At 58.4% G+C, this 15744-nt stretch carries 16 protein-coding genes; 8 read left to right on the plus strand and 8 right to left on the minus strand.

Annotated features, from left to right (window positions below; genetic code table 11):
* The 6 genes from HGP17_RS26420 to HGP17_RS26445 form a co-directional block, all read right to left on the minus strand.
* On the minus strand, positions 1 to 771 hold the full coding sequence (locus HGP17_RS26420) for a hypothetical protein (protein WP_246704225.1): 771 nt from the start codon (positions 769 to 771) through the stop codon (positions 1 to 3).
* Between the two features lie 131 nt (positions 772 to 902).
* Positions 903 to 1184, minus strand: a complete 282-nt coding sequence (locus HGP17_RS26425) for a hypothetical protein (RefSeq protein ID WP_168813527.1) — start codon at positions 1182 to 1184, stop codon at positions 903 to 905.
* Between the two features lie 87 nt (positions 1185 to 1271).
* Positions 1272 to 2048: an anti-sigma factor gene (locus HGP17_RS26430; RefSeq protein WP_168813529.1), complete on the minus strand. Its 777-nt coding sequence runs from the start codon at positions 2046 to 2048 to the stop codon at positions 1272 to 1274.
* Positions 2045 to 2569: an RNA polymerase sigma factor gene (locus HGP17_RS26435; protein WP_168813531.1), complete on the minus strand. Its 525-nt coding sequence runs from the start codon at positions 2567 to 2569 to the stop codon at positions 2045 to 2047. Before HGP17_RS26435 ends, HGP17_RS26430 begins: the two co-directional genes overlap by 4 nt.
* Positions 2570 to 2621: 52 nt before the next feature.
* Entirely contained in the window at positions 2622 to 4073 is a 1452-nt protein-coding gene (locus tag HGP17_RS26440) for a YncE family protein (protein WP_168813533.1), read from the minus strand.
* Between the two features lie 13 nt (positions 4074 to 4086).
* A complete protein-coding gene (locus HGP17_RS26445) occupies positions 4087 to 4527 on the minus strand; it encodes a DUF305 domain-containing protein (protein ID WP_246704238.1) in 441 nt (146 codons plus the stop codon).
* A 337-nt stretch (positions 4528 to 4864) separates the two neighbouring features.
* Here HGP17_RS26445 and HGP17_RS26450 point away from each other — a divergent pair, with 337 nt between their 5' ends.
* The 4 genes from HGP17_RS26450 to HGP17_RS26465 all read left to right on the plus strand — a co-directional run bounded on the left by HGP17_RS26450 (position 4865) and on the right by HGP17_RS26465 (position 8911).
* Positions 4865 to 5821 carry an alpha/beta hydrolase gene (locus HGP17_RS26450; protein ID WP_246704239.1) on the plus strand — a complete coding sequence of 319 codons (957 nt, stop codon included), beginning with the start codon at positions 4865 to 4867 and terminating at the stop codon, positions 5819 to 5821.
* Positions 5808 to 6218: a DoxX family protein gene (locus tag HGP17_RS26455; protein WP_168813539.1), complete on the plus strand. Its 411-nt coding sequence runs from the start codon at positions 5808 to 5810 to the stop codon at positions 6216 to 6218. Before HGP17_RS26450 ends, HGP17_RS26455 begins: the two co-directional genes overlap by 14 nt.
* A 33-nt stretch (positions 6219 to 6251) precedes the next feature.
* Positions 6252 to 7691: a leukocidin family pore-forming toxin gene (locus HGP17_RS26460; protein WP_168813541.1), complete on the plus strand. Its 1440-nt coding sequence runs from the start codon at positions 6252 to 6254 to the stop codon at positions 7689 to 7691.
* Positions 7692 to 7969: 278 nt separating this feature from the next.
* Positions 7970 to 8911: an MYG1 family protein gene (locus HGP17_RS26465; protein WP_168813543.1), complete on the plus strand. Its 942-nt coding sequence runs from the start codon at positions 7970 to 7972 to the stop codon at positions 8909 to 8911.
* 93 nt (positions 8912 to 9004) lie between these two features.
* Here the strand turns inward: HGP17_RS26465 and HGP17_RS26470 are convergent, their stop codons facing one another.
* Complete coding sequence (locus tag HGP17_RS26470; RefSeq protein WP_168813545.1) at positions 9005 to 9469, minus strand: hypothetical protein; 465 nt, start codon at positions 9467 to 9469, stop codon at positions 9005 to 9007.
* 398 nt (positions 9470 to 9867) lie between these two features.
* Positions 9868 to 10926, minus strand: a complete 1059-nt coding sequence (locus HGP17_RS26475; RefSeq protein ID WP_168813547.1) for a LacI family DNA-binding transcriptional regulator — start codon at positions 10924 to 10926, stop codon at positions 9868 to 9870.
* A gap of 235 nt (positions 10927 to 11161) precedes the next feature.
* Here HGP17_RS26475 and HGP17_RS26480 point away from each other — a divergent pair, with 235 nt between their 5' ends.
* The 4 genes from HGP17_RS26480 to HGP17_RS26495 all read left to right on the plus strand — a co-directional run bounded on the left by HGP17_RS26480 (position 11162) and on the right by HGP17_RS26495 (position 15739).
* Positions 11162 to 12151 (plus strand): autoinducer 2 ABC transporter substrate-binding protein, encoded by a 990-nt coding sequence (locus HGP17_RS26480; RefSeq protein ID WP_168813548.1) that lies wholly within the window; start codon positions 11162 to 11164, stop codon positions 12149 to 12151.
* Between the two features lie 87 nt (positions 12152 to 12238).
* Positions 12239 to 13753 (plus strand): sugar ABC transporter ATP-binding protein, encoded by a 1515-nt coding sequence (locus tag HGP17_RS26485; RefSeq protein ID WP_168813549.1) that lies wholly within the window; start codon positions 12239 to 12241, stop codon positions 13751 to 13753.
* On the plus strand, positions 13746 to 14747 hold the full coding sequence (locus HGP17_RS26490; RefSeq protein WP_168813550.1) for an ABC transporter permease: 1002 nt from the start codon (positions 13746 to 13748) through the stop codon (positions 14745 to 14747). Before HGP17_RS26485 ends, HGP17_RS26490 begins: the two co-directional genes overlap by 8 nt.
* Positions 14744 to 15739 carry an ABC transporter permease gene (locus tag HGP17_RS26495; protein WP_168813551.1) on the plus strand — a complete coding sequence of 332 codons (996 nt, stop codon included), beginning with the start codon at positions 14744 to 14746 and terminating at the stop codon, positions 15737 to 15739. The genes HGP17_RS26490 and HGP17_RS26495 overlap by 4 nt, the downstream gene beginning before the upstream one ends.
* Positions 15740 to 15744 lie beyond the last annotated feature (5 nt).

The following is a 15744-nucleotide window of genomic DNA, read 5'->3' on the forward strand; positions in this document are numbered from 1 at the left end:
TCATTGGGCAAGCATGTCGGTCAATGCATGACGCATGGAACTGCTTGAAATGCCGAAGAGGCCGCCATAGGGCAGATCGAGATCAAGGATGACGAACATGACACTCGCCACGGAGATGATTGCGACCGCGATGATCGAGCCCGCAAGCAGGTTTCTCGGTGCCTGCAGACCGAAGCTCAGAAAAACCAGCATCAACCAGAAAATAAGGACTGCCAGAAATGGCGTGGAAAGCGAGCCGTGTGCGTCTTCTATGACGGTCCATCGTCCATTCGTCAGATTGCCGTAGAGCTGGTTGCAGCGATTGACGAGCGTCTGGTGGAAGGTATCCGTCGGTTGCTGATGGAATATGCCAAGTCCTACGGAGTTCAGCATGTCTCCAAGCTTCGGCGCTTCACCGGTCAATGGCAATTTTGATATGTCCGGATGCTCGGCGCCTGGCGGAAGCGGCTCTCCCGGCCATGTGCTGGCGATGACGGCCGCTGTATAACCGCGCAAGAGCTGCCGCTCATTGTCCAGCGCGGGACCGTAATTTTTCAAACAAAGGTCTATTTCGGAGAGACTGGCGGCATAGTGATTGCGATCATGGGAAGCGGTCGTGAATGCCGTCAGCTCGGATGCGAGGAGCAGGCTCATGACGAGCGCAGCGAATGTCACGAGCAGTGCCGTGACGACGCGAAGGAAATCCATCGTCTCGCCGCCGCGATGGGGAGCCGGCAGTCTCGCGCGCAATAGCGAACCAACCGTCGCGCTCGCCACGAGAAGAACCAACAAGGCCAGTGTCCAGATTATTTCCCGCTGCATCGGAAAGCGCCCCTCACCCTTCGTGGATCATGACACGGAATTTGGAGGTACGGGAGTAAAAAGCTTTAGGATCGCTTTGGTGCAGACCGCGATGACTGAACCTATTGTGTCTCAGCTATCAGAAGAACGATCGTGCCGCGATCCGTCTCGGCGAGAACGGTGGCCGAGATATCTCGCAACGGCCCACGGGCAATCCGCGCTTCAGGCGCCGGCGGCCGTCCGTATCCGGGATCACAATAGGCCGAGAATTCTCCATCCGTGTTCGACACTGCGATGAACGAGGTGGCCACCATGTGTTCGCCGCAAGCTCCGCAGCGCAACAGATAGGAGCCGCCCTGAACGATGGCTTCCGGCTGTTCGGACGCGCAGGTATGGCAGATCACGGCATTGTCCTTCTATTCGGTCCCAAAGTGCCTGCGTTGCCAGGCAAGTGGAGCGTGGCCGCGGCTGATGGTCATTTCCGCGTTCGATCATGCCCGGTCCGGAAGCTGCTGGCGAATGTCATCGGCAAGCGGATGCAGCGCATCCGAGGGAAGCGAGCCCACGAGGCTGTAACCCATTCCATTCGATGCCCAGCTCCAGCTGCCGACCTTGCCTTCGACATGCGGCGTCATGGTCCGCGTCTGATCGACGATCATCGGCCGTGTCAGCATCACCAGGCGGGTGCCGCGATCATTGTCGTACATCAACATGAGACCGGCGCCGTGCGGCGTCGAGACGACGCGGCCACCCATCAACCGGTATCCGGATTTCGACAGATCGGGAACGACGGGCTTGTGCCCCATGCGCTGGCTTGCCCAGTCCAACAGTTGAGGCACATCCTCGGCGCGAAGCTCGACCGGCCGGATCGTGTCGGACGCATAGGTCGCATAGTTCTCGGACGCTTCACGAGCAAGGGCGGCGACACCTTCACTGGCGGGCGCCATCTGATCATGCATGTACCAGCCGCCAGAGCCGCCGGCGAACAAAAGGATGACCGCTGCCGCGGCAAGTCGCCATGAGAAAGCGGTCTTTTGGCGCGAGGCGGTGACCAGATGCGAGAGATTCAATCGGGTCGGAACCGGTTCTTCGGCCACCGTGTCGAAAAAGGAGCGCAGCTCGCCCCGCTGCACGGAGTAGGAGGCAAAGCGATCGGCGATCTCGGGATGCCTCTCCAGATAGGTTGATATCTCGGCACTGCGCGCCTCGTCCAGCCGGCCGTCGACATAGGCGTGGAGATCGTCCTCGGTTATCGGCCTCTCGGTCATTTCACCCTCCGCAGATGCGATCCCTGTTTCGTGCCGGTGGCAGGATTTTCCAATATCAATCTCAGGCGCTCGCGTCCGCGCGACAGCCGCGACATGACCGTTCCGATCGGAATTCCCAATACCTCGGCGACCTGAGCATAGGAAAGGTCTTCAACCGAGATCAACAGCATGACGCTGCATTGCTCCTCGGGCAATTGCTGTAGCGCCGACATGATCTCGGTTCCCACCAGCCCGTCTTCCTGAGTGGCTCGTCTTGCCAGCAAATTCTCGCCGACATCCTCAATGGCGATGTGCTGGCCGCGCCTGGAGGCCTGCCTGAGGCGATTGACGGCAAGATTGTGCAAAATTGCAAAGACCCATGTGCGGGCGTCGTCGTTGCGTCGGCGGTGCCAATGAGTGATCACCCGTTCCAGGCAATCCTGGACCAGGTCATCCGCCGTGACGACGTCGTGAAGCAGGCCGCGCGCATAACGCCGCAGTGCCGGGATCAGCGGTTCGACCTGAGCCAGTAGGTCATCCATGACGCATGTTACCTCGTAAATGGCCCGCCCTGAAAGAGCGGGCCGATTCGTGTCAATCCGCCTGTATCTGCACAACCTCGCCAGGCTTGCCGTCGGTGCCGAAAGCCGTCACCACGAGATAGCGCTTTTCGTCCTTGTGCTTGGCTTCGACGATCTGCCGGATCGGACCGACGGCGTTGACGATCGCCGAGCCGGCCGGATTTGTCACGAAGGATGCGAGACTTTGAAGCTCGCCGCTGCCATCGCGCTTTTCCGCGAGGGCGAGAACATAAGGCTTCTTGGGATCAAGCCCCGCCACGGCCGCCTGCAAGACCTGCGTCAGTCCCTGGTTGAAGAGAGTGACGCTGGAGACAGGTTTCTTGTCGCCCTTGGCTGCGAGCTTGAGATGAGATGCATCTCCGGCCGTTCCGAGCGGAACGAGGTTCTGCGTGCCATCGCCGTCTGGAACGGCATTCGGGACATAAGCGACAGCCTGCGGCGCCTGACCGATCGGAATATTGGCGATGACCTTATTGCTCAGCGTGTCGATGACGGCAAACTGGTCGGCATTCTCAAGCCCGACATAAACCCGCGTGCCGTCGCCCGACGGCCAGATGCCGTGCGGAAGATTGCCGACGGGAATGGTCGTGACCTGCTCGAAATTGTCGGTCCGATAGACCTTGACCACATTCAGGCCGCCGACCGTCACATAGGCGAAGCTGCCCTTGCTGTTGACGACGAGATTGACGTGATTGGTGATCGGTCCGCTATCAAGGGTCTTGATCAGATCGAAGGGTGGCTGTGCGTTGAAGACCTGGGTCTTGCCGATGTCCTTCAGGGTGAACCATACCTGCTTTCCGTCGGCGGAGGCCGCAATGTTGGGGCAGAACGGGCTTTCCTGCTTCACATGACCGACGATCTGGTGATCGGCGACGGTGACCACCGCGACATCCGGGTTGAACGAGGAGCAGATGTAGCCATATTTGCCGTCCGGCGAAAAAATCTGCATGCCGGGGCCAGGGGCAACCTTGATGCGGGTCTTTTCCTCGAAACTGCTTGCGTCGATCACGGAAATATAGTCTTCGCCGCGCACCGTCACCCAGATTTCCTTGCCATCCGGCGTATAGAAGGCCTCATGCGGCGAACGACCGATATAGGTCGTATGTTTGACGGCGTTGGTTGCCGTATCGATGAAGGTGACGGAGTTGGAGCCGATCGACACGACAGCCAGGGTCTTGTGATCCGGCGAAAAGCCCATGCCGTGAACGAGAACCTGTCCCTTATAGAGGGGGCTCAGGTTGCCGGGCTGCGGATCGCCCAGTTTGATGACGCCGAGGAGTTTGTTGTCGACCGGATCGGACACGGAAACCGTGTTGGAAAACTGCTCCGCAGCATAGATGCGATCCTTGTGACTGATCGGAATGTCGGGATCGCTCGCCGAGCCGGGCGCCTGGCCCGCAAAGACAGCTGCGGGGAAAAGCACGGTGCTTGCAAGTAGAGCAAGGATCTTAAGCTTCGGTCTCATATTGCGGTCCTCTTCAGTTGGCCATTTTCATCATCATCCGCATGGCCGGTGCGCCGGATGAGGTCTTCTCGCTGGTGTTCGGATTGGCGACCGCCTCATTCGGATCGGCCTGTGTCGGCGCGGCGGTCGATGCGGGCAGTGGGTCGCCCAGTGCCATGCGCATGGCGGCGATTTCCTGTTGCTGATCGACGATGATTTCCTGCGCGATACGCTTCAGCTGCTCGTTGTTGCCGTAGCGCAGATAGGCCACGGCCATGTCGATGGCGCCCTGATGGTGGGGGATCATCATCTCGACGAAGTCGCGATTGGCGTCACCGGTTGGCTTGACGGCCATGTCGTCCATCATCTTCGTCATGGCCGCGTCGTTTTCCTGAAGGTACGGCGCCTCTTCTGATGTCTGCGCTGCCGTATGTTGGTGAGCGGCCTGGTCGTCGGCAAAGGCCGGCACGGACATGATGGAAAGAAGAGATGTCGTCAGCAGAATGCGTGTGCTGTGAAGGAAGGCGGTCATGTTAGGCTCCTGATCTTCTCGACGAGTTCAGAAGCGTAGACACCGCACTTTGCGTTTTATTCCGAACGCCATCAGCTTTTTTACAATGGCTCTCATTACCGAACGGACGCCGGCGTTCTGGCCGGCGGCCGTCAGCTCAAAGTCGATTTCTCACATCCGATGAAACCAGTCGTCAGTCGCGCGCGTATTCACTAAAAATCAGGTGACCCGCCGGGTCAGGCTTTATTGAGGTCACATGCCCATTGCCTTGTTCCGTCCTATCCGTCTTGTTGCATTCGTCATGATTGCGGTATTTGCCGGCACTGCTGCCAGCCGGGCCGGTGATGATGAGCCGGTTCGCATCGATGTCGGCGGCTTCAAGCTCAACAGCGTCCTGATCGAACCGGGCAGGGCGGCGGATCTGCCGCCGATCGTTTTCCTTCATGGAGCAAGCACCAGTCTCTATGATCCGATGTTCTCTTTCCGGCGTTTGCTGCAGGGAAGGGCAAAACTGTTGTTCGTCGACCGGCCCGGCCATGGACAATCCGATTTCGGCGGGAGCGAAAATATCCTGCCGGACGGGCAGGCCGATGCGATCGCGCGCCTGATGCATGCGCGCGGTATTCGAAAGGCAATCATTGTCGGCCATTCGTTTGGCGGCGCGATCGCGGCCGCGCTGGCGGTTCGTCACCCGGAAATGGTCGCCGGTCTCGTCTTTCTCTCGCCTGCCGTCTATCCATGGAAAGGCGGCGTTGCGTGGTACTACAATGCCGCCAGCGTTCCCCTGACCGGCAACCTGTTTAGTACGCTCATAGTACCGCCCATGGGGCTGCTCGCGATCGATCAGGCGACAAAGTCGGTTTTCGAACCCAATAATCGACCGTCAAACTATCTTAGAGAGACACGGGCGATGCAGGCTCTGAGACCAAGAACCTTCCGGCGAAATGCACAGGAAATTGCTGCGCTCAGCGATTGGGCGGAAAAAGCTTCGCCGGCTTATCGCAAGATTGCGAAGCCAACCGTCATCATCAGCGGAGATGCAGACGAGGTTGTTTCCCCCGAGGTTCATGCGAAGCAGCTCGCCAGAAACATAAAGGGTGCGCGGCTCATCATGATCCACAATCTCGGGCATAAATCCGACTATGTTGCCAGCGATCTCGCAATCGCCGCTATCGAGCATGTGGCGGGCAAAAAGACGAATTTGTCGGCCGTCGCTAAAATCACGGAAAAGCGGATCGCAGGCGATGGCAAAGGTTGAAACATGGCGGCGACGTATACGTCCGGTGTTGTCCGTCTTCTATGGTCTCGCCGGCGTTCTTCACCTTGCGTTGCCCAAGCCGTTTCTAAGCATCACGCCGTCCTGGGTACCTTATCCCGAGGCAGTCATTTTGTTGACGGGACTATGCGAGATCACCGGTGCTTTGGGACTTTTCTTCCCGGCGCTGCGCAAATCTGCTGCGATCGGGCTGGCGCTCTATGCTGTCTGCGTCTTTCCCGCGAATATCAAGCACGCGCTAGACAGCCTTGGGGCCGCCGATCATTCAGCGTGGGCATGGGGTTACCATGTTCCACGCCTAGCGCTGCAACCCTTTCTGGTTTGGCTTGCCCTCTTCGCCGGCGGTGTCCTGTTATGGCCGTTTCAAAACAGACGTTGATTATTACGCGTGATCCGCAGGCAACTAGGTGCGATGCGTGCTGATCAAAAATGGACGGCGACGTTACCAGAAGCTGCTCTTATCCTCGCTTTGTCACAATCTTGGATGGCGCTTGTTGCCTCCGCAAAGCGAGGAATATCGATGCAGGACCTGGAAAGCGAAAATCGCGCAGCAACGTTGAGTGATAGTGCCGTCGATACGATCAGCCGCGCAAGCGGCACCACGGTAAAAGCCCTACCGGCCGCCCGTGTTGGGGAGCTTACAGGGCGACTTGCGACGTATTTGTCAGACATTTCCGCCGCGTCTTGGTCCGATCCGCAGTCCATGACGCAGAACTTCGTTCTCGGCGCAAACGGCGTATCGTCGCTATCCGATGACGAGAAGGCGGTTGTGAAGCAAGCTTATGATGCTGGCAAATCGATTACCGTTCTTCACCCTTCAAACGCCGATATCATCGCTGCCGCATTTTCGTTTCTGCACGGTGTCGGCCAACCTTCTCCTTGCGCCGATCCAGTAGAGATTATCGACGCGTGGATTGTTCAACGCGATAGCAATGGTGGTTTTCGTCAGACGACTTTGGCGGTGCCTATGCGTCAGGCGTCAATGCTTGCGGTAACGCAGAACCTGAATGCCGCGCCCGCGCAAGCTGGTAACTGGACTCGTGACGAGACGGATATTGGAAATGCGCATCAAGTGAGCCAACTGGCGGCCGTGTTGCACGATGCCGAATCACGCTGGCCGGCTGTCGATCTGAATAAGGCGCCTGTTGCCACGGCGCGGTTGCTCAATGCTTCCATCGATCCTGTCGATTTCATGAAGGAAGTTCAGAACGTAACGGATGTTTTCACCCAATCGCATTTTGTCGATGGCCAGGGTTCGCCCTCGACCTACACGGTGACTAACATCGCCATACCGGTATCGTGCCTCGATAGTTCGAATAATCTTTGGGACTATTATTACCTGGCTCATCAAGCAGTATTCAGTTGCGGCGATGCTCCCGCCACGATGCGGTGGTATGATTTCAATGTCTGGTCTGAACAATCCGGCGACGTGGCCCCGGTGGTCATCGTTAGCAGCCCCTCGACCACGGAGGGCGAGACGACGACAACCAGCAGCACAAGCGTCACGGTTTCCGGCAACATAGGCTTTCAAGGCGCTGCGTTGGGCGGTGGGATTGGAGTGTCCGGCACCTGGGGCAAGGAGGTCAGCTATTCTTCACCAGATGTCGCAACGGAGAATAAATCCGATGCCTCGCATGTGATGTGGACCTATTATCTGAAAAATACGATCGCTCACACGACATTCCAGCCGTACATGCAGGAGGTCTTTCGACTGACGCGGGCACCCGAGGCGAGCCAGGCCAGCAGCCCATTCAAGACGCTCGCTAAAATCGTTCCGAACAGCAATCCGGAAGGAATTTGGATCGAGCACTGGTTTAACGCTCCGATGCCGCCGGCTCCTCATTCGAACTAAGATCGAGGACATTGAATACAAGGACGCTACGCTTGGCCATCTCTCCCCATCGATGATGTGGCGGACGCCATCGCAGCGCTCATTTCTGTGCTGGGAGAAAGCCTGTTATTTCAAACGTTTTGAACGCACAATTTTCAATTATGCGCTGGAACTTTACATGCTACGGGGTGCCCGGCCTGCCTGGGCAAATAAGCAAATGGCGGCTTGAGCTGACATCCAACAGCAGCTATCTGAGGCCGACTAAAAGGCTCATCGCGAACGACAAGGCGCATATCGGCATGACCATAGATTTTCTCGTCACCCATTCCGGTGGCTTCCATGCCGATGAGGTGCTGTCCAGCGTGATCCTGACGCGGCTTTTCCCGCAGGCCCGCATCGTGCGCAGCAGGGCGCCGGAATGGATCGCGCCAGGCACGGACCGCATCGTTTATGATGTCGGCGGCCAATATAACGCGGCCGAACGGATATTCGATCATCATCAGCGCGGCGCGCCGTTGCGACCGGATGAGCAGCCCTACAGCTCGTTCGGATTGATCTGGAAACATTACGGCCGCGACTATCTCGCAGCCCTTGGTATTCCTGAGGCACATCTCGACGCCGTGCATGCTTCCTTTGACAAGAGCTTCGTCCTGCCCATCGATTTGACCGACAACGGCGCTCTCAGTCCCGCAACGGCCGGGCAGCTTGCCGGCCTCACGTTGCCGGCGCTCCTCGAGACCTTGAAGCCTGTCTTTGACGAGGCCGATCCCGAAGCGGATAATCGCTGCTTTCACGCCGCGCTTACGGTCGCTCGCCATTTCGTTGAAGGAAAGATCGCCCAGATCGCCGCAAAACTTCGTGCCGAGGGCCTCGTGCATAAAGCTATTTTGGCAACGGGTGAGGGGCGCGTGCTTGAGCTGGCCATGGGCATGCCGTTCCGCCCGGCTATCGTCAAGGCGGGCGCCGATCATCTGTTGTTCGTCGTTCATCCGCGTGAGAAGGATTGGTGCCTGACCGGCATTCGCCGTGCCGAGGAGGGCTTCGAGCTGCGTGCGGATCTGCCCGCAGCCTGGGCCGGCCTGAGCAACGGCGACCTGGAAAAGGCATGCGGCGTGGAAGGTGCAAGCTTTTGCCACAATGGCCGCTTCATTGCTGCCGCCAAAACGCGCGAGGCAGCTCTCGCTATGGCCGAGCTGGCGGTGAAAGAGGCACTTTCCGGCCGAGAAAGCCCGGCCGCCTGAGCCGGTCGTAGCCATTCATAGCTTGCGGATGATGTCCCGTCCTTTCGCTGAAACGACGGGTTCAAACGCAGCAGCTTGAGAGCGGCGATCGCCTTACTGGCATTTCCCGCCGGATTTGAAACTCTTGACGAGCCCGTCGACGATTTCGCCGTAGTGCTTTTGCTCGGCTTTCGGGTATTCGATCGAGAACATGCCGATTGCGTCGTCGCACAGCACGATATGTCTCACGTAAAGGATGCGATCTTTCAGGCTGCCCGAAAAGCTTGCCCAGGTTGCAGAATGCTTTTCGTAAGATAGTTTCCAGCCGTCATGCACATAGTAGGTATGGCGGCTATCGCTTTCCTGTTTGAAATTATCCTGCATGATATAGGCGCCCCAGACTGCCAGCTTGGCCTTGCCGTCGGCGGATTCCAAAGTGATGCCGTCTCCATTGTCAGCTTCCGAAACGGTCTTCAGTTCCGATGGAAGGTCGATCTGATAATTGAAGCGGGAGTTGAAATAGGGCTTGCTGTCAGCGGCGAGGGCTGCCGTGGAGAGCAGGCACAGACAAACTATCATGCGCGCGAAAATGATCTTTCTCCTATGTCCTACAAAGCCGCCGACCTCAGGAAAGCCTCCCGTTCGGGCAGCAGCCAAAGGTCATGTCCGGCGAGCCGAAACATGGTTGCGTGTCGGGCTTTGTCAACCAGCAATATTGATGGAAAATATGGTGGACGGCTCTTAGATTCAGCGAGCGGAAGAGGCTCGGCCCTGAAAGTAAAGGCTCTGCCTTGCGCGAACAAGGCAGAGCGGGAGCCTTTTGGGCGCCTTGTGCGACACTACAGTTGGGGGCGTAAGTGGCGCACGAGCACTTCGTATCACTGCTGCCTGAAACGGAACTGAACGAGATTCAAAAGGGCAATTTGTTTCGGAAATGGCTGAGTGCGCGCTTCGGCGCGCCGTCGATCCACAGATGTTTAGCCCGCGTCCTTAATCCCATCGAGCGGGCCGGGTAATGCCGTTCGTGGCGAGACGAGCTGCGGCGGCAGCAGGTGGATCTGCGGCATGGCGTGCGGCTGCTCGATCAGCTCGAAAGCCTTCGTGATCATCCCCTCTACGTCCTGGCGCATCATGAGCACCGGAAAGGGCAGGAAGGATGCAAACGGATCATAATCGAAGCAACCGACCACAAGGTCGGAAAATGTTTCCGTCGGATGCGCCGCCATGAAGCGCAGAAGGCCTTCGAAATTGATCGATGAATTGACGAAAAGCGCGCGGGGCAGGCGGGTGTTCTTCTCGAAGAAATTTTCAAAGGCAATTCGCGCCATATTGGGCGAATATCCCGTCGGCTGTATGGATGCGTCGAAGTCGCCCCCCAGCAGTTCGCGCTTCATGTCCTTGAAGCCGCGAATGCGTTCGCGGCTGGCGTGGTCGTCCTTTCCGCCGAACAGGAACAGTTCTTGCGGTTTCAGGGGATCGTCGGCGGAAAACTGGCGGATGATCGCCTCCGTCAGGATCCGGCCGCCCTGATAATTGTCGCTGACGACCGACGCGACCTTGGTTCCCGGCAGATCTATATTGATATGCTTCAGGCCGGCTGCCTCGCAAACCGCGTGCACGCCGTCGGGGTCTGTTGCGCCGCAGATGAAGAGCTGGTCGATGTTGTATGAGACGAGGCTTTCCGCCATCTGGCGCTCTTCTTCGGGATCACGCAGCGAGCTGACGACGATAGGCCATTGGCCTCTCTGGCGCACGTGCGCCTCGAAGGTCTGCGCCATCGAGGAGAAATAACGGGTGTCGTAGACCGGAAGCATCAGGCCAATGAGACCCGAGCGGGAGCTGCGCAGGCCGCGCGCCTGCTGATTGGCTGTGTATTGATGCTCCTCGGCAAGACCTCGGATTAGTTCGGCGGTGCTTTCCTTGATGCGACGCTTGCGCCATGTCCCGTTCAGCACGGCGCTGACCGTCGATGCCGAGCTGCCGGACAGGACCGACAGGTCGTAAATGGTGGCCTTTTTCTTGCTGTCTTTCTTCATGCGCTTCTCCTCGCATGTTTCTTATCTTCCGACGCCTCTTGACGAAAGAATAATTCGAGTCGATATTATTTGCACCATCGATTGTGCAACTTAGAAATATCGATTGTGCAGGTTGATGGGGCCGTTTGAGGAGACGGCCGCCGAAGGGAAGCGGGCATCATACGCTACCCATGCTCTGGAGGAGGACGTCAACAAGACGTCGGGCGTTCCCGATCGGGGACCAGTGGAGGACATCATGAGGAAATTTATTGTAGCTGCGCTTGCGGCTTCGCTTTCGCTTGCCACCGCTTCGCCTATCTTCGCGCAGGAGACCGGCAAGGTCGGCGTCGTCGTCAAGATCGGCGGCATTCCGTGGTTCAACGCAATGGAAGCCGGCATCAAGGAGCAGGGCAAGAAACTCGGCGTCGATGCGTCTATGATCGGCCCGACGAGCGCCGACCCGGCGCTGCAGGTGCGCGCCATCGAGGATCTGATTGCTCAGGGCGTGAAGGTGATCGGCGTCGTCCCGAATGACGCCAAGGTGCTGGAACCGGTTCTAAGCAAGGCCAGGGAAAAAGGCATTATCGTCATCACCCATGAATCGCCCAGCCAGAAAGGCGCCGATTGGGATTTCGAACTCGCATCCTCGAAGGGATTTGGCGAGGCCTACGGTAAATTGCTGGCCGAAAAGATGGGCGGCAAGGGCGAATATGCCGTGTTTGTCGGCTCGCTGACCGTGCCTCTCCACAATGCCTGGGCGGATGCTGCCATTGCCTATCTGAAGAAGAACTATCCGGATATGAAGCTGGTCGGCGACCGTTACGGCGTTGCCGAGGATGTCGACAAGAGCCGCAGCACGGCATTGGACCTGATATCAGCCCATCCGAACCTCACAGGCTTCCTCGCGTTCGGCAGCCAGGGACCGATTGGCGCGGGACGTGCCGTCGAAGAGCGTCGCAAGATCGGCAAGATCTTCGTGCTCGGCCCGTTCTCTCCCGGCCAGGGGCAGAAACTGTTGAAATCCGACGCGATCTCCGGCGGCTTCATGTGGAATCCGAAGCAGGCTGGCGAAGTCTTCGTGACGCTCGCTCAGAAGCTAATGAAGGGCGAAAAGATCAAGGACGGTGAAACGATCGAAGGTCTCGGTGTCGTCCATCCGGACTACGAAAACCACAATATCATCGTCGATCAACTCGTGCAGATCAACAAGGATACGGTTGCCGATTTGGCGGCCATGGGCCTTTAAGGCTCAAGCGTTTCCTCCCGGCAGGCTGGGCTGGCTACGGCCGGCCCGGCTCGTCCGTGACCAAATGAACCTGGCGGGAATACGCGCATGTCTCAGGCTGAAATCGCAAGCGACGGCACCAGACCGCTGCTCTCCTTGCGAGACATAAACATCACGTTCGGCGGCGTGAGGGCACTCAAGGACGTTTCCTTCGAGGTGCGCCCGGGCGAAGTTCACTGCCTTGCCGGCGAAAACGGCTCCGGAAAAAGCACGCTGATCAAGATCATCACAGGTGTCTATCGCCCGGCACCGGGGGCACAGATCGAATATGACGGCGAGACATACTCCCACATGTCGCCCGTCACGGCGCAGCAGAAGGGTATCCAGGTCATATGGCAGGATCTGGCTCTCTTTCCCGAGATGAGCGTAGCGGAAAATATCGCCTTTCAGACCGTGCTCGGCCGTTGGCCGCGCCTCGTCAATTACAGGAAAATCAGGAGTCTTGCGATCAACGCCTTGAAGAGGCTGGGCGTGGCCTTCGATGTCGATCTGCCACTCAAGGAGTTTGCGATCGCTCAGCGGCAGATCGTGGCGATCGCTCGCGCACTCGTCGGAGAAGCGAAGATTGTTTTCATGGACGAACCCACCGCTTCGCTGACGCAATCCGAAACCGATCACTTGCTCGATATCGTTCGCACTCTGTCCGCCGAGGGTGTGGCCGTCGTCTTCGTCAGTCACAGGCTTGCGGAAGTGCTCGAGATCTCAAGCCGATTGACCGTGCTGCGCGATGGCGCGATGGTCGGTGTTTACCCGACAAGCGGCATGACCCAATCCCGCATCACCGAGTTGATGACCGGCAAGAATTTCGACAATCACGTCCGGGCCGCGCCCAAGGACGATCAGCCGGTCGTTCTCGACGTGCGGTCGCTGACCCGACACGGCCAGTTTGCGGATATCTCGCTCACCGTCAAAAGAGGTGAGACGCTTGGCATTACCGGCCTTCTGGGCGCCGGAAGAACCGAACTTGCGCTTGCCCTCTTCGGCATGACGCGCCCGCATGCAGGCACGATCACCCTCGATGGCAAGCAGGTCGAATTCTCCTCCAATCGCGATGCGATCAAGGCGGGCGTCGCCTATCTTTCCGAAGATCGTCTGTCGCTCGGCCTTATCCAGCCGCAATCGATCGCCGACAATCTGGTGATCGCTTCGTTACCGAAGATCCAGGCTGGCGGCTTCCTGTCCGACGAGAAGAAAGAGACGCTGGTTGCCGGCTGGATCCGGGAACTGGGCGTCAAGATCGGGCAGCAGCAGGATGCCGTTTCGACACTCTCCGGCGGCAATCAGCAGCGTATCGCCATCGCAAAATGGCTGGCGACCAGCCCGAAACTTCTGATCCTGGATGCGCCGACGGTCGGCGTCGATGTCGGCGCGCGCGCCGGCATCTTCGATATCGTCGCCAAGCTGGCGGCAACGGGTCTGGCGATCATCCTGATTTCCGATGAGGTGCCGGAGGTCTATTTCAATGCCGACAGGGTACTGCACATGAAACAGGGCAGGATCGTCGGAGCCTTCGATCCCCGTCAAAATTCCCTCCAGGATATCGAGGCGGCTGTTTATGCGTAGCTTCATCCGAACCCACGCGACCGAAAGCTCGCTTCTGGGCGTCATCGCTTTCATCTGCATTTTCCTGTCATTTGCGACGGACAATTTCTTCTCGCTCGAAAACACCTTCGATCTGCTGAATACGAGTGCGGTCAACATCATCTTCGCCGTCGGTCTGCTGGTCGTGCTGATTGCCGGCGGCATCGACATCTCCTTTGCGGTTGCCGCGTCCGTCGTTCAGTATCTCGCCGCGCTTGCGCTGGGGGCGATCGGCGGAGGCAGCTGGATGTCAGGGCTGCTCATTGCGGGATCGCTCGGCATCCTGCTCGGCTGCCTCAACGCCTTTCTGATCCACCAATTCCGCATCATCTCGATCGTGGCGACCATCGCGACGTTCAACATTTTCTTCGGGCTTTTGATGTTCTTCACCAAGGGCGTGTCGATCTACGATCTGCCAGATTGGCTGACGACGAAGGTCGTGCTGTTCGAGCACGAGATGCCTGATGGAAACTGGATCGAGATCACGCTGCCGGTTCTCGTCATGGTGCTGTGCGTCATCGCGACCTGGGTGCTCGTCAGCCGCACGACGATCGGCCGTCAGCTCTATGCCTTCGGCGACAATCCGGAAGGAGCCCGGCGCTTCGGCATCAATATCGCCGCCATGCAGTTCATTGCATTTGGCTGGCTGGGACTGATGGCCGGCATCGGTGGATTGGTCCAGGCGCATTACGCCCAGGAGGTGGTGCCCAACGCCCTTTATGGCCGCGAACTCGATGTGCTGGCAGCCGTCGTGTTGGGCGGCGCGAGACTTGGCGGCGGAAAGGGCACAGTGCTCGGCTGCGTACTCGGCGTCATGCTGATCTCTATCACGCAAAACGGCTTGAACCTCATGGGCATTTCACCCTTTGCCTTCAAGATGATCATCGGCGCCATCATTCTCATCGCCATCACCCTTTCCAACACGCGCATCGACCGACTGATGCCCTTTCTCGGCGCGAGGGATAAGAGGCCATGAGCACGATTGTCGAAAGCTTCAAGAAGCGCTTCGGCGCCGAAATGGCGGGGCCGCTTGTATCTTTGATCGCGGTCGTGATCTTCTTCTCGATCGCCTCGCCGCAATTTCTGAGCCAGGCAACGTTCGGATCGGTTGCCTTCCAGCTTCCCGAGCTTGGGTTGCTGACGCTTGCCATGCTCCTTCCCATTCTGACGGGAGGGCTCAATCTTGCGATTACCTTTACGGCGAATATCGCCGGGCTGACCGTTGCCTGGGTCCTTCAGGCGAACGGCGGCATCGACGCAACGCCCGCCGCCTTCGCGCTGGGATGTGTCTGTGCGGTTGCAGTCGGCGCGGCGGCAGGGGTTATCATGGGTCTGGTCGTTGCCTATACCCGCGCCCATCCCATTCTCGTTTCGCTCTCCATGATGATTTTCGTACGCGGGCTTGGCGAATTCCTGACGCGGGGAGGCGATGTCTCCGGGTTTCCGGACTTCGTCCAGCCATTGGGACACGGGTCCGTGCTCGGCATCCCCGTGCCGCTGATTGTTCTCATCGTCTGTGTCGGATTGTGGCATGTGCTGCTGACGCGAACGAAGCTCGGCTTCAACACCTACATGATCGGCTCCAACATCGAGGCGACGCGATATTCGGGGATCAGCACCCGTCGTGTCGTCGTGCTCGTCTATACGCTGTCAGGCGCCATGTGCGCCGTCGCCGGCATCATCATGCTGGCGCGCTTCAATTCGGTGCGTGTTGGTCACGGCGAATCCTACCTGTTGATCACGGTTCTCGCGTGCTTCCTCGGCGGCATTAATCCATTTGGCGGCTTTGGCCGGGTGTTGCCGGTTTTTCTGGCTCTCGTCGTCCTGCAGCTGCTGTCTTCCGGGCTGAACCTGCTGGGAGCCAACCAGCATCTGGCAACCGCCGTCTGGGGCCTGCTTCTCGTCGGCGTGATGATCCTGCGTTGGGTCGCGTCTCATCTCAAATTCCTCAATAGTCGAAAAGGATAGATCCT

The sequence above is a fragment of the Rhizobium sp. P38BS-XIX genome, from assembly GCF_012641435.1.
In the GTDB taxonomy this organism is placed as follows: Bacteria; Pseudomonadota; Alphaproteobacteria; order Rhizobiales; family Rhizobiaceae; genus Rhizobium.